Origin of the sequence: Chitinophaga sp., from assembly GCF_036569185.1 — a bacterium.
Taxonomy (GTDB): Bacteria; Bacteroidota; Bacteroidia; order Chitinophagales; family Chitinophagaceae; genus Chitinophaga.
The window spans coordinates 1-14,463 of record NZ_DATCRD010000421.1 but is presented as its reverse complement, the minus strand read 5'-3'; the positions used below and the strand labels follow the sequence as shown (position 1 = coordinate 14,463).

13 protein-coding genes and 1 pseudogene are annotated in these 14,463 nt (G+C 50.0%); 6 read left to right on the top strand and 8 right to left on the bottom strand.

Annotation, left to right across the window (positions count from 1 at the left end; genetic code table 11):
• The 3 genes and pseudogenes from VIM72_RS31645 to VIM72_RS31635 all read left to right on the top strand — a co-directional run.
• Positions 1–270 (top strand): annotated as a pseudogene (locus VIM72_RS31645) (hypothetical protein); the annotation flags it as partial.
• Positions 251–508, top strand: a complete 258-nt coding sequence (locus VIM72_RS31640) for a hypothetical protein (RefSeq protein ID WP_332006794.1) — start codon at positions 251–253, stop codon at positions 506–508. The pseudogene VIM72_RS31645 and the gene VIM72_RS31640, both read left to right, overlap by 20 nt.
• Before the next feature lies 1 nt (position 509).
• A complete protein-coding gene (locus VIM72_RS31635; RefSeq protein ID WP_332006793.1) occupies positions 510–1,151 on the top strand; it encodes a ClpP family protease in 642 nt (213 codons plus the stop codon).
• Here VIM72_RS31635 and VIM72_RS31630 read toward each other — a convergent pair.
• Genes VIM72_RS31630 through VIM72_RS31620 form a run of 3 tightly spaced genes read right to left on the bottom strand, consistent with a single transcriptional unit; the run spans position 1,119 to position 6,857 of the window.
• Positions 1,119–2,504: a TolC family protein gene (locus VIM72_RS31630; protein WP_332006792.1), complete on the bottom strand. Its 1,386-nt coding sequence runs from the start codon at positions 2,502–2,504 to the stop codon at positions 1,119–1,121. The genes VIM72_RS31635 and VIM72_RS31630 overlap by 33 nt on opposite strands.
• A 36-nt stretch (positions 2,505–2,540) precedes the next feature.
• Complete coding sequence (locus VIM72_RS31625; protein WP_332006791.1) at positions 2,541–5,702, bottom strand: efflux RND transporter permease subunit; 3,162 nt, start codon at positions 5,700–5,702, stop codon at positions 2,541–2,543.
• Positions 5,703–5,720: 18 nt separating this feature from the next.
• Complete coding sequence (locus VIM72_RS31620; protein ID WP_332006790.1) at positions 5,721–6,857, bottom strand: efflux RND transporter periplasmic adaptor subunit; 1,137 nt, start codon at positions 6,855–6,857, stop codon at positions 5,721–5,723.
• Positions 6,858–7,133: 276 nt separating this feature from the next.
• Between VIM72_RS31620 and VIM72_RS31615 the strand changes: the two genes are divergently transcribed.
• A complete protein-coding gene (locus VIM72_RS31615; protein ID WP_332006789.1) occupies positions 7,134–8,276 on the top strand; it encodes a TlpA disulfide reductase family protein in 1,143 nt (380 codons plus the stop codon).
• Positions 8,277–8,363: 87 nt separating this feature from the next.
• Here the strand turns inward: VIM72_RS31615 and VIM72_RS31610 are convergent, their stop codons facing one another.
• From VIM72_RS31610 to VIM72_RS31595, 4 genes are all read right to left on the bottom strand, one after another.
• A complete protein-coding gene (locus VIM72_RS31610; RefSeq protein WP_332006788.1) occupies positions 8,364–8,780 on the bottom strand; it encodes a VOC family protein in 417 nt (138 codons plus the stop codon).
• 104 nt (positions 8,781–8,884) lie between these two features.
• On the bottom strand, positions 8,885–9,991 hold the full coding sequence (locus VIM72_RS31605) for an ABC transporter permease (protein ID WP_332006787.1): 1,107 nt from the start codon (positions 9,989–9,991) through the stop codon (positions 8,885–8,887).
• A 10-nt stretch (positions 9,992–10,001) separates the two neighbouring features.
• A complete protein-coding gene (locus VIM72_RS31600) occupies positions 10,002–10,769 on the bottom strand; it encodes a DUF1295 domain-containing protein (protein ID WP_332006786.1) in 768 nt (255 codons plus the stop codon).
• Entirely contained in the window at positions 10,766–11,746 is a 981-nt protein-coding gene (locus VIM72_RS31595) for an NAD-dependent epimerase/dehydratase family protein (RefSeq protein ID WP_332006785.1), read from the bottom strand. Before VIM72_RS31595 ends, VIM72_RS31600 begins: the two co-directional genes overlap by 4 nt.
• A 129-nt stretch (positions 11,747–11,875) precedes the next feature.
• Between VIM72_RS31595 and VIM72_RS31590 the strand changes: the two genes are divergently transcribed.
• Positions 11,876–12,703 (top strand): helix-turn-helix transcriptional regulator, encoded by an 828-nt coding sequence (locus VIM72_RS31590; protein ID WP_332006784.1) that lies wholly within the window; start codon positions 11,876–11,878, stop codon positions 12,701–12,703.
• Positions 12,704–13,023: 320 nt separating this feature from the next.
• Entirely contained in the window at positions 13,024–13,929 is a 906-nt protein-coding gene (locus VIM72_RS31585; RefSeq protein WP_332006783.1) for an SMP-30/gluconolactonase/LRE family protein, read from the top strand.
• Positions 13,930–13,938: 9 nt separating this feature from the next.
• Here the strand turns inward: VIM72_RS31585 and VIM72_RS31580 are convergent.
• The coding region (locus VIM72_RS31580; RefSeq protein WP_332006782.1) for a phosphotransferase enzyme family protein at positions 13,939–14,463 on the bottom strand (525 nt) is incomplete at its 5' end.

The following is a 14,463-nucleotide window of genomic DNA, read 5'->3' as shown; positions in this document are numbered from 1 at the left end:
CTGGATGATATGGACGGCGATATCGGCGTGCCCGCAGATTATTATGCGCCGCCACCGGTTTCCAAACCGGTACTGGAGTATGTGAAAGCCGCCGGCAAACGGTGTTTGCAGCTGCTGCGCGCATTTTATTACGATCATCTTTCCATACAGGAAATAGCAGCAGATTTTAATTTTAAAACACAACATTCCGCCAGCGTGCAGAAATACAAATGCCTGGAAAAAGTAAGGGAACAGATTAAACAGTCGGATTATGCGGAAACAGTTAACTGAAGCGCAGCAAATAGAACAATACCTGCTGCAGGAAATGCCTGTGGCCTCCCGGCTGGTGTTCCAGGCCAGGATGCTGGCTGCGCCGGCATTGCGGGAGAAGGTACGCTACCAGCGGAAAACACTGCAGCTGGTACGCTGGCTGGCGCGGGAAGAAAAACGACAGGAACTGGACCTGCTTTTCCAGCGCCTGATGCAGGATACTTCTTTCAATCATTCCATCACTTCTATTTTTAAATAACATGGCTTTTTTAGTTCCTACGGTTGTCGACGGCGAAAGCCGCGGCGCGTTTGATATATACAGCCTGCTCCTGAAGGAGCGGATCATTTTCCTGGGCACGGCTATCGACGACCAGGTGGCGAATCTTATCGTGGCACAGCTGCTGTACCTCGACAGTGAAAACCACCGGCCCATCAATATGTACATCAACAGCCCGGGTGGCGTGATTTACGCGGGTATGGCCATTTATGATACGATGAAAATGCTGAAGTCGCCCGTATCCACAACGGCCATGGGTTTCACCGGCAGCATGGGCACCGTTATTCTCACGGCCGGCGCCAGCGGACAACGTTATGCGCTGCCTAACGCCACTATTCATATGCATCCCGCCAGCGGCGGCGCCAAAGGATATACGGAAGATGTACGGATCGCTTTTAATGAACAGGGACGGTTACAGGATAAACTGTCACAGCTGATCGCTTTGCAATCCGGCCGTTCTGTGGAAGAAGTGGCGTATGCCTTCAGGAATGATCATTTCATGGACGCCGCCGAAGCCCGTGATTTTGGGCTGGTAGACGAAGTACTGAACAGTACCGCCGCCATACCCGCCGCTCTTGCATTCCGGCAGGAGCTACTGCCAGCCGCCGCCCAGCGCCCTGTATAAGAACACTACCGCCTGCAACTGTTGCAGGTGATCATTGATCCTGCTGAGTTGTGCGGTTAAGAGATTTTGCTGTGCATTCAATACCTCCGTATAGTTGGCAAATCCGTATCTCACCAGTTCCTGCGTATATTCTACCGACAGCTGCAGGTTTTGCAGTTGTAATCGCCGCGAGTTGCCTTTTTCCACAGCGGTTTGATAAGAATACAATGCGTTGGATACTTCCTGCCCGGCTGTTAATACCGAGGTACGGAAATCCAGCGCCGCCTGTTCCTGTTGTTCCTTTGCTACTTTGAGGCGCGTTTTATTAATGCCCTGGTTAAAGATGGGCTGTGTTAAACCCGCCGTGAGATTACTGATCCAGGAACCGGGACCGGTGAGCGAGAAGTAACTGGCATAACCTCCGGACGCCGAAATAGTAAGCGCAGGATAAAAATAGGCGCGGGCCACATTCGTTAATTCGTAGTAGTAGCGCAGATTATATTCGGCTGCCTGTACATCCGGGCGGTTGGCCAGCAGTTGTGCAGGCACGCCGGTTTTCAGCAGCATTACTGGCTGCTGGTCGTCCAGGCTGCTGCGGGCGATAGGCCCGGGTGCCTGTCCAAGCAAGAGGTTCAGCTGGTTCTCCGTTTCACGGATCGATTGTTTCAGATCAGGGATCGTTACTTCCGCGGCATACCTGCTGGCTTCACTTTGTACCACTGCTGCGCCGGTTACCACATCGCCTTTTTTCAGTTCCTTCATTACCTCCACGGTAGCCTGCCAGTTCACCACGGTCTGTTGTGTAATTTTCAGTTGCTGATCCAGCGCCATAAGGTTGTAATAGTTGGTGGCAATGCTGGCAATAAGCCCTGTTTGCACAGCCCGGGCATTGGCGGTAGCCTGCAGGAAAGCGGCCAGTTCAGCGCGTTTATTGCTGCGCAGTTTGCCCCATATATCCGCTTCCCAGGTGGCGGTCAGGCCGGCGTTATATTGCTGGGGTATAACGGTTCTGCCTGTACGTTGTTGATTGGAAGCGCCTGCATAAGCCGCGCTTACGTTCCCGCTTACTGCGGGATACAGCGCCTGCCTGCTTTGCGCGTAACTGGCTTCCGCCTGTCGCATGCGCGACCAGGCCACTTGCAGATCAAGGTTGTTACGGATGCCGGTAGCAATCAGCTGTTGTAAAAGCGTGTCCGTAAAAATCTCTTTCCAGTGTACCCTGGCAATACTGTTGGTATCTGTTGTATTCACGTCCCGGTACAGGTTATTATCTGTGATGGAAGGAGGCTGGTAAGGCTTCGTGATACGACAGGCAGTAATGCATCCTGCCAGGATGAAAAGAAGTAGAATATATATCTTGTTTCGACCGTTCATATTACCTGTTTTGATAACTGCCTGCGGCAGATTTTTTTAAGATACCGGTGCGATGGCCGGTGGTTGCTTTTCTTCATCATCCTCCTCTTCTGTTTCGGGCGCCCGTTTTACTTTTTCCTGTAAGGTTTGGAAGATGATAAACAAAGTAGGTGTGATGAATACACCGAATACCGTACCTATCAGCATTCCGCCAACAGCGCCGGTGCCTATGGAGCGGTTGCCGTTGGCGCCCGCGCCGGTAGACAACATCAGCGGGATCAGTCCCAGGATAAAGGCGAAGGAGGTCATCAGGATAGGCCGTAACCTGGCCTGTGCGCCGCTTACTGCTGCATCGGCAATGCTCATGCCTGCCCTTCTTCTTTCCGCGGCGTATTCTACTATGAGGATCGCATTTTTAGCCAGCAATCCTATCAGCATGATCAGGGTGATCTGTACATAAATGTTGTTGCTGATGCCAAAGAGCTGCGCAAACAGGAAAGCTCCGAAAATACCCACCGGGATGGCCAGCAGGATAGCGAAAGGCAGCAGGTAACTTTCATACTGCGCACTGAGCAGCAGGTACACAAAAATGAGGCACAACAGGAAAATGAAGATGGTCTGACTGCCGCCTGCCAGCTCTTCACGGCTAAGCCCTGAAAACTCGAAGCCAAAGCCGGTGGGCAATGTTTCTGCGGCCGACTGCTGAATGGCTTTAATCGCTTCGCCGGAGCTGACCCCGGTATTGGGAGAACCGTTAATACTGATAGAGGTGAAGAGGTTAAACCGCGTGATCGCCTGCGGGCCGTAGGTTTGCGACAGGCTCACAAACTCCGTGATGGGCACCATGATCCCTGCGGCAGTGCGCACAAACACGGCATTCAGGCTTTCCTGCGTCATCCTGAATTCAGGCGAGGCCTGCACCATTACCCGGTACTGCTGTCCAAACTGGTTGAAGTTGGAAGCGTAGATACCTCCAAAATATCCCTGCATGGCATTAGTGATATCGGTTACGTTCAGGCCCGCGTCTTTGATCTTTGGCACGTTTACATCCATCTGGTATTGAGGAAAGTTCGGATCAAAAGAAGTGGTGGCAAACTGGATCTCCGGCCGCTCATTCAGCACCGTGAGGAAGTCTTTGCTCACCTTAAAGAAGTGCGCAATATCGCCGCCGGTTTTATCCTGCAGCTGGAAGGCAAATCCGTTGGAAGCGCCGAATCCCTGGATGGTATTGGGGGCAAAAAACTTGATCTCCGCTTCCGTCATATCGGCTGTTTTCTTATTCAGTTCCTTAATGATCTGCTGGATATCCCGTTTGCGCTGATCCCAGGGCGTGAGCCGCATCACCACCATGGCGTAGTTACTGCCCGTACCGGATAATTGTCCCCGGCCGGTAACCGCCAGTATGTTATTGATTTCAGGTATAGTGCCTGCAATTTTTTCAATTTTCCGCGTCACTGCATCGGTACGTTCCAGCGAGGCATCGGGTGGCAAACTGATATTGCAGTTAATGGTGCCCAGGTCTTCCGAGGGAACAAACGCTGTAGGCGTTGTTTTGCTGAGGATGAACAGTCCCGCGCAGAAGATGCCCAGTATACCGATCGGGATCCATTTCCTTTTACCAAAGAACCGGAGGGAGCTGGCATAGCGCCTGGTCATTTTCTCAAAAGCCACATTAAATGCTTTATAAAAACGCTGGAGGAAATTCATTTTCGTATGTTCCTTCCCGTGAGGCCGCAGGAAAATAGCGCAGAGCGCCGGGCTCAGGGTAAGTGCGTTGATGGCGGAAAGCACAATGGCAATGGCCAGTGTGAGGCCAAACTGTTTGTAGAAAATACCGGAGGAACCGCCTATAAAACTAACGGGTATAAATACTGCCGACATAACCAGCGTAATAGAAACAATGGCACCGGATATTTCATCCAATGCATCAATACTTGCCTTGCGGGCCGATTTATAACCGGTATCCAAACGGGCATGCACGGCTTCCACAATTACAATAGCATCGTCCACCACGATACCAATGGCCAGGATCAGGGCAAAAAGCGTAAGCAGGTTAATGGTAAAACCAAACAGCTTCAGGAAAAAGAAAGTGCCTATAATAGCCACCGGCACGGATATAGCGGGTATCAGCGTGGAGCGGAAATCCTGCAGGAAAATGAACACCACTATAAATACCAGTATGAATGCTTCCACCAATGTATGCAATACCTTATCGATAGAGGCAGTGAGGAAGTCGTCTACGTTTTGCAGCACCACGTACTTTACGCCTTTGGGAAATGTTTTGGAGGCTTCTTCCATTACCTTCAGTGTTTCGCGGACCACATCGCGGGCATTGGAACCGGCTACCTGCGCCACGCTTACAGAAACGGCGGGATATCCATTGGTGCGGGTGCTGTTGAAATAACTGAGAGCGCCCAGCTCAATGCGGGCTACGTCTTTTAGTCGCAGTAACCGGCTGCGCAGGTTGCTACGTAGCACGATGTTGCCAAACTGTGTGGTATCAACGAGTGTACCGGGATACCTGATCACATACTGGAAGGATTGTCCGCCGCTTTCCCCGAACTGGCCGGGCGCGGCCTGGATATTCTGTTCTGCCAGTGCGGCGGTAATATCGGCCGGCACCAATCCGTATGAAGCCATCGCCTGGGTATTGAGCCAGATGCGCATGGAATAGTCCATATTACCGGAAGCGGAGGCATCGCCCACACCGGGGATGCGTTTGATCACCGGTGTGATATTAATGTCGGTGTAGTTTTGCAGGAATGTTTGATCAAAGCTGGGGTTGGTGCTGTAAATGGAAAAGATGAGCAGGTTGCTGGTCTGTTTCTTTTGCACGGTAACGCCGGAGCGGGTTACTTCCTGCGGCAGCAGCGGCGTGGCGCGGGCTACGGCGTTTTGTACGTTCACCGCGGCCATATTGGGATCGCTGCCTATTTTGAAGCTGACGGTAATATTGGCTGAACCATCGTTACCGGCAGTGGAGGTGATATAGTCCATATTCTCCACGCCGTTGATCTGCTGTTCCAGCGGTACTACCACGCTTTTCAGCACTACATCGGCATTGGCGCCGCTGTAGGAAGTTTGTACCTGTATGGTGGGAGGGGCAATATCAGGATACTGGGAAATAGGTAGTGATACCAGTCCCAATATGCCTAGTGTAACAATAATGATCGATACTACTGTTGACAATACCGGCCGCTCTATAAATCTTTTTAACATGATATTGTTTTAAATGGATCAGAGACTGTTGTAAACACTGTCGGCGTTTACAGGGCGGGGATTGATCACCTGGTCTTCCCGCAGGTTACTGATCCCGTCTACCACTATTTTATCGCCCTTTTTCACGCCATGCTGCACTACAAACGACTGCCCGGCGGCGCTGGCATTGGAGCCTATGTCTACTGATCTTACTTTATTATCTGCATCTACCACATACACAAACAGTTTACCCTGTATCTGGAAGGTAGCCTTCTGCGGCACCAGCAATGCGGTGTCTATCGGCTGCGGGATCCTTACAATGGCGCTGCTGCCGCTGCGTACCAGGCCATCCGGATTGGAGAAGGTAGCTCTCATATTGAGGGCGCCGGTAGATGGATTGATCAAACCGCTGGCAGTTTCCACGCGGCCCTGCCTGGGCAGTACAACGCCATTGGCCAGCACCAGCGTTACCGGTGGCAGGGTAGCCAGCTTTTCCTGCATGGTAGCCCCTTTGGAAGAGAGGAAGAAATCAAGTCCCTGTCTTTCGTTGATGGAAAAGTAGGCGTAGATCTGCGTAATATTTGAAACGGTGGTGAGCGGGTTGGGGGTGGTACTGTTTACCAGGCTACCTATCTTGTATGGCAGTATACCTACTACGCCATCTGCAGGGCTGTAAATAGTGGTATAGCTAAGATTGGTTTTGGCGTTGTTTAGCGCTGCCTGCGCCTGTGCCAGTGCGGCCTGTTTGGATTGCAGGTTATAGGCTGCGGCTTCCAGTTCATACGCACTGATGATATCTTTTTCTACCAGCGGTTTTACTTTGTTGAGCTGCATCTGCGCAGCATTTACATCTGCCACGGCAATTTTGATATTGGCCTGGGCGGTGTTAACGTTTTGTTCGTACTGCGGGGCGCTGATACGGAAAAGCAGCTGTCCCTTTTTAACGGTGGCGCCTTCATCGATGTAAATAGCATCTACATATCCGTCAATCTTAGGGCGGATCTCAATGTTCTGGATACCCTGGATAGTAGCGGGATAGTCGGCATTGATGATGGCATTTTTGGGTTGCAGTACGATAACAGGGTAGGGCTTTACGGTGTTTTTTGTACTGCCTTGCCTGTTGTTCCTGCAGGCACAGCATACCAGCAGCAAAAGTACAATTGTAGATCGGCTCATAGCGTTTTTAAGGTTCATTAAATAATACAGACAGCAATCAGGTACTATGAGTAACTATCCGTTTAATTGTATTGTTCAAAAACGGGCGATAATTATCCGGTAGCTGGCTACGGGTTATTGGACGGTAAGAATGCTAATTAGTTTATTATGACAATGTTAACTACTGTTAAACCTCATGCCCGCCCGGCCGGGCTGCATAAAAAAAAGCGGGATAACGCTAAGATCAGGGAGGTTTTCTGCTTTATATCTCATAAACCAACGTTATACAGTTTATTTATGAAGACAGGGATACTATTAGCGGCGCTTGCGTTGCCGGCGATGGCCTTTGCGCAGCAGGCCTACACACTGAAAGGTAAGGTGGGACAAACAGCTCCCGGCGCCAAAGCCTATCTTGACCGCCGGGTGAACGGGGAAACTTTCCTCGACTCTGCCGTTATCAAAAATGGCAGCTTTGAATTTAAAGGCACATTGAAATCCCCTTACCTGGTGATGCTTACGGTAGATCATGACGGCGCAGGCCCTGGCAGCCACGGGATGGATGCGGACCGTCGACTGCTGTACCTGGATAATGCCACGTTTACAGTTGCCAGTAGCGGCAATATCAGCGATGCCGTGATCACAGGATCGCCGGTGAACAAGGAGTTTGAGCGGTATAAATTGTTTATTTCAGCGTATGATTCAGCGATGGCAGGCATCAATAAAGACTATGGCAGTGCAACCGATGCACAGCGGAACGATACGGTATTTACCAACCGGTTGAATACCCGTTTCCATGCAGCTATTGATGAAAAGAAAGCGCTGCAGCGCAGGTTTATCAGCGAAAATCCTAACTCTTTTTTCAGCGTTGTAGCCCTGAAGGAGCTGGCGGTGATGAATAATATGAACCTGAAAGAGCTTACCCCGATGTATAACAGCCTTACGCCGGCGCTGAAGAAAAGCCCCGCCGGACAGGAGTTTTACCAGTCGATGGAAACAGAAAAAGCCTTAGGCATCGGTGCACCTGCGCCTGACTTTACGCAAAACGACATCAACGATAAGCCGGTGAAATTGTCCGACTTCAGGGGTAAGTATGTATTCCTGGATTTCTGGGCATCCTGGTGTGGCCCTTGCCGTGCAGAGAACCCTAACGTGGTGGCGGCTTATAAGAAGTTCCATGATAAAAACTTCATGGTGTTAAGCGTATCGCTGGATCAGCCCGGGAAGAAAGCGGCCTGGCTGGGCGCTATTGAAAAGGACGGCTTGCAGGATTTTGTGCATGTATCCGATCTGAAGTACTGGGACAATGCCGTGGCGCGCAAATACGGCGTGCGTGGCGTACCTACCAATTACCTGATTGCGCCGGATGGAAAAATTATTGCAAAGAACCTGCGCGGGGAACAGCTGGATAAACAACTTACCACTTTAATAGCCAATCCATAAAAGTGAATACCAACCCCAGACTGTCACATAATACGAAAACAGCCGGTTCACTTTACTGAACCGGCTGCCTTTTTCTTCAGCGAATTATCAGCTTGGCTGCGCATAATCGTAGTTGATCAGCCAGGATACGCCGTACTGATCTGTCAGCATACCAAAGTAGGCATTCCAGGGCGCCTTATTCATAGGCATGGTAGGCTGGCCGCCTTTTGAAAGCCCGTTGAACAGTTTATCGGCTTCGGCTTCGCTCTCCGCTTCAATAGCCACGAAGAACAGGTTGCCCAGCTCGCCCGGGCCATATTGTGCCGGCCGGTCGCTGCCAAAAAGGAAGGAGCCCTTGCTCAGCGGCAGGGCCACATGCATCACTTTATTTTCTTCTCCTTCCGCGCGATGTTCCACGCCGAAGCGTGAAAATGTCTGGAATTCTTTGCCGAAAACAGATTTGTAAAAGTTGAAGGCTTCTTCACAGTTGCCGTTGAAATTCAGGTAAGGATTCACTGCTGCCATGATGTTATTTTTTTGTGTTTAAGAAGATGGCATAAAGTTAAGCCGCTTTCAGGGGTTGAAAGGTGGCTGTATACGACAATAAAAGGGGCAGGCGCGACAACCTGTTATTCCCATTTGAATGACCGGATGGATAGTGCTGCGATCAGTACTCCCCATACAATAAGTCCTCCCAGTTGCCAGGGGATCTGCCAGATGTGCAAACCTTCAAAGGCAATTTTCCTTAATCCATCTACAAAAAAAGTAAGCGGCAGCAGTTCACAAAAACTGCGTAACCATACCGGATAATTATCTATTGGAAAGAACAATCCGCAAAGCAGTATCTGGGGCACCGTGAGCGTGTTGGCCACCGGTGCAATGGAGCTTTCATTGCGGATCATACCGCTGATAATAAAACCGATGCCCATAAAAATAACCAGTCCGAATACAGACAGCAACAGCATTTCCATAAAAGTGAGCAGCCCGTTCACCAGCGTAAAGTGAAAGGCAAAATATCCCAGTGCAGTGATGATCATAAAGCAGATCACCTGGAACAATAAACGGCTGATCAGTTCACCGGATAATATCGCCGCACGGCTCACCGGCGTTACGTATATGCGTTTGAGTACGAGCGTATGCCGCAGGTTAAACAGGAGGAAAGCAGAGCTGAATACGCCTGCCATCAGCAGGGAAAATCCCAGCTGCCCGGGTAAAATAAAATCTATTTGCCGGTATATCCTGCCGGGGATCGTTATTTCACGGATCGTAGCGGGGGCGGACTGGCCGGGTAATATCTGCCGGTTCACCTGCACGGCGGCTGCCTGTAATGCCGCACGGATCAGCGGCATTTTATCCGCCACGGCGCTGCTGCCGAGAAGATCCGTCCTGAATTGTGGAGCGCCGCTGACAACTAAAGGAGGGTGAAGATAAAGGACGGCGGCAATCCTTCCTTTTTTCAGGTCCGATAGCATGGCAGCAGAATCGCTGCCATAGGCCAGGTCGAAAATGGAGACGGCTTTAATAGCCGCATACATGGGGCTGGTACTGTCGCTCTGCGGCGATAGCCTGATCTTCAGCTTTACCGCGGTGCTGTCGACCATAGCGCCAAACACCGTTACAAATATCACCGGGAACAGCAGGGCAAAAACAACGGAGGTAGGACTGCGTAAGGTAGCAATAAGGCTTGCTTTTGCCATTACCAATGCTGCTTTGAACTGACTGTACTTTTTTGCCATATGCCGCAGGTTACCAGGTGAAGGGGATTAATGCTTTCCTGTTGGCCGGGTATTCCGGGAATTCTTGCTGATACCAGCGGTGGTTGGCCATTGCACGGGGCACCAGGTTAGCGCAGGTCCAGATGAAAAAGGCCAGTGCCGGCAGGCTCCAGGTAAGCAGGGCGTAGCCGCCCCATTCCATTATTTCCCCGGTGAGATTGGGAGAGGAGAGATACCTGAAAAGCCCTTTCTGCGGGATCTTATAGCCGGTTTCATGTTTCTTTCTCAATTGTATTAAATGATAATCCGATTGCCAGTTAACATACATGCCTGTAGCAAAAAGTAATAGTCCGGCTATAAACGCCGGGGAAAAGAACCAGTTATCCGGGTAATGTGCAAATGCAGCGAACCAGATACCCAGGAGCGAGCCGTTCACCGTATTGAACAGCATGGCCGAGAGCATGATGACCACCGGCATTTTTTTCCCTTTGGTACGTATCATGAACGGGTATACGAAACTGCGGTGTATATAATGCAGGAAGAAAAGGCATACCATAACGCCGGCGGGGGAACGCCATTGAAAAGTACGCAGGGGCAGCCATACGAGGAAGGTGATGAGCACCGTGGTTTCCATCAGCAGCCAGCCGGTTTTATTGGAGATCATGGGCCCCCAGTTGTTGCTGCTGTAGCGCCCGTAGGGAGCTTCGCGGCGTAACAGGTAAATGCCGGCCCCGATGCCGGTGGCTATCCAGCAGCAGATAAAAACAACATAACCCTGATGTGGTAAATAGTCAATCATTTGATAGCGCCTGTTTGTCTGAACCAGTCAATAGTATCCCGTAAGGTTTCCATAAAAGGCCGTGGCTGGAAACCCAGTTCCGTAGCAGCCTTTGAATGATCAATTTTTTTATTGCTGTACACCAGGTTGTATACCGACTGCCGCGTGTAAAACGGTGGTCCGCCGCCAATGGCGGCCAGTATCCTTACCAATGGCAGCATACTGAATATAAGCCACTGCGGCAGTACGGGCAGCGTGAGCGGCCGTCCTTTTATGCGGCGGATTTCCCGGTGAAGGGTTACCAGGGAGATCCATTCACCGCTTAGAAGGTACGCCATGCCTGGTGTTCCGTTGGTTAAAGCGCTGACAATAGCCCCGGCCACATCCCTTACATCCGTAAAATCAACCCCACCAGGAAAGAGCGCGGGTATATTGCCTTTGTACATATTGATCACCGCTTTACCTATCAGCGATGGCTGCCGGTCGAACGGCCCTGTCACCGCAGTAGGCGCCAGTACTATCACTTCCATACCGTTGCCGTTGTACGATAGTGCAATGGCCTGCGATACCGCTTTGGAATAGTCGTAACCATACCGTGTGGTAGTGGCCGGGCCACGGTTTTCATCCATCCGTTCATCGTAAGGCGCCTGGTTATAGGCGGTAACGGAACTGAGGTGAATAAATCTTTTAACACCGGCCTGCTGCGCTGCGGCGGCCAGGAGCCGGGTGCCGCTGGTATTGGTATCAAAAAGGGCTTTATCCGGCCGGTCATCTACCGAAATCACCGCTGCCAGGTGTATCACTGCATCAGCGCCGGCTACCAGTGTGCCGATAGCCGCTTCCTCCTGCAGGTGGCCCTGAACAAAAGTAATGCGCTCCGGGGCGCTTTCCGGTGGCGATTTACGGGTAAGCAACCGCAGGGTATGACCTTCAGACAGTAACATCGGAACCAGTACGCTACCTATATAACCTGAAGCGCCCGTTATCGCAATTTTCATCTTTAAATATAAAATAAAAATAACCGGTAAAAGATAACGCTTACCGGTAGCATTGGTTGACTTTTTTATTAATTACCTATCTTTGGCAGGAGGAAACCTGTACTGAGCACCTATAGCCGAAATACGTCCATGAAATCAGAAACTTATAAGCCCCATCCTGCGCTACAGGATCTGGTGAATTGTATCAGCATTTATGAAGTTGACTTTACCCAAACCCAGGGATTGTCGAACATCTATCGTTTTGTGCCCGCTTATCAGCGATACATTATTTTTTACCTGGAAGATCCCATTAAAGTATTAAAGCCCGGCAACGGCGATTTCATTACCAAATCGGTTTGCGTAACTATTGGTCCGCAGGACCAGGCTGTGACCCTTGATATGGGCCGCCGGCACCTGGCGCTGTGCATCGCCTTTCAACCCAGCGGATTACACCGGTTGCTGAGGATCCCTATGTCAGAAATATACGAACAGGATTTTGATACCCGGTTGCTGCTGGGAAATGAGATCGATGAAATTACAGAGCGACTGAAAGAGGCCGATAACTGGGCGCACATGATAAGTATTATTGAGTTTTACCTGTTGAAGAAAGTATCCCTGCTGAAGCCGGTGCTGCCGGTAGATAAGGCCATGGCCGCACTGGTGGGCAGCGGTGGCAATATTACCATGGAAGAACTGGCCTCGCTGGCCTGTTTGAGCCTGCGGCAGTTTGAACGTAAATGTACCGAACGGCTGGGCATGCCTCCCAAGCAATATGCGCGGCTCATCCGCTTTTGTAAAGCTTACCAGCTGAAAGAACTGTTCCCGCAGAAAACCTGGACAGAGATTGCCTATAACAGCGGCTATTACGATCAGATGCATTTTATCCGCGATTTCAAAAAGTTTGCCGGGATAACCCCTTCGTTTATCCATGAAGATGAACTGAAGAATACTATCCGTCTGCATAAAATAATGGTATAAATTTCAAAGATGTCGTTTTTGTACTATGAAGAGGCCGTTAATCACGATAATTTTGCCTCTGTAATCAATACACAATTTCATCCATATAAGATAGTATTCCAACGGATTAAGAACGCCATTCTAAAATCGGGGGAAACGTCATCCAGCGTTGGTTACCCCAAAAAATTCATATCATGTTTTAACCTGCAGGCGGGCTATCTATATAGCCGGCGCAATATTGCCGCCACCTGCCTTTTATCTCTCTTTACTATTTTTATCAGCTTTTTTTAGAAAAAATTCTCCGCAGGATTGATTACAATTGCAGAAACTGACGGAACGATATGCGATTAAAATTTTATTCCACGTTACTATTGGGCGCTTGCAGTTATTTGAGTGCAGGCGCTGTTACCCGGGACACTATTCCTCCTACGGTGGCTGAAAACGCACAGCTGAAGCTGGTTTCAAAACAATTTGATTTTACCGAGGGGCCTGCGGCCGATAAAAAAGGGAATATCTATTTTACAGATCAGCCTAATAACAAGATCTGGAAATATGATACGAAGGGTAAACTGTCTGTTTTTTCAGATAAGGCGGGTCGGGCCAACGGGCTGTATTTTGATAGTAAAGGCAACCTGGTAGCGTGCGCAGATGAGAAATACGAGCTGTGGTCCATCTCTCCTAAGGGAAAAGTAAAAGTACTGCTGAATAATTTTGGCGGGCATTCCTTCAATGGTCCCAATGACGTATGGATAGCGCCCGGCGGTGGTATGTATTTCACCGATCCTTATTACCAGCGCGATTACTGGGAACGCAAACAACCCGACCTGAAAGAGGAAAATGTATATTACCTGGCGCCCGGCGCCAAAGAAGCGGTAGTAGCTGCAGCAGATATAAAGAAACCCAATGGCATTATCGGTACCCGCGACGGGAAGCTGGTGTATGTAGCAGATATTGGCGCGGGTAAAATATACCGCTATAATGTAAATGCAGACGGCAGCCTGAGCGACCGCCATCTCATGGCGGAGAAATCAACTGACGGTATTGCCATTGATGAACAGGGGAACCTTTATCTCTGTGGAAATGGCGTTACTGTTATTAACAAGGACGGCCAGAAGATAGGGCAGATCGCCGTTCCCGAGGGATGGACCGCCAATGCCTGTTTTGGCGGGAAAAACAATGATATCCTGTTTATCACCGCAGGTAAGGGAATTTATACCTTGCAGATGAAGGTAAAAGGAGGTGAGTAAAAGATATGGTTATGGATGTACCGCTGAGGTTTCCCCGAGGTACAGATCATAATACCGTTTTACCAGCAGGTTGATAAACCGTTTCAGGTAACTTTCATTTAAAAAGGAATTAGACCAGTTGTAGTACCGGTCGCATTGCACACCGAGGTAAAAGAAATACATGCATACCCCCAGTGCGGGCAACAGCCTTTTTTCTTCCGCGCTGAGTGGTGCAATAGAGTTATAGCCTTCCAGGAAGCGGTCAGTTTTGGCCTGGCATTCAGGCTGGTCGCGGATAAGGCTGTGCAATTGCAGGATATAGTAGGCTACATCCAGGCATTGCCAGCCATTACCACAGAAATCGAAGTCGAAGAGGGTTATTTCCTGGTCCGCACGGATGTTCATATTATCGAACCAGATATCCATATGCACTACTCCCTGGCGGATGGCAGCAACATCTGCCTGCTGTAATACCTGCAAAAGATGGGCTTGCGCTTCTTTCATGAACATCATTTCCGCTGAATTGGCGGGCAGGAATTTTTTGATGGACTCCAG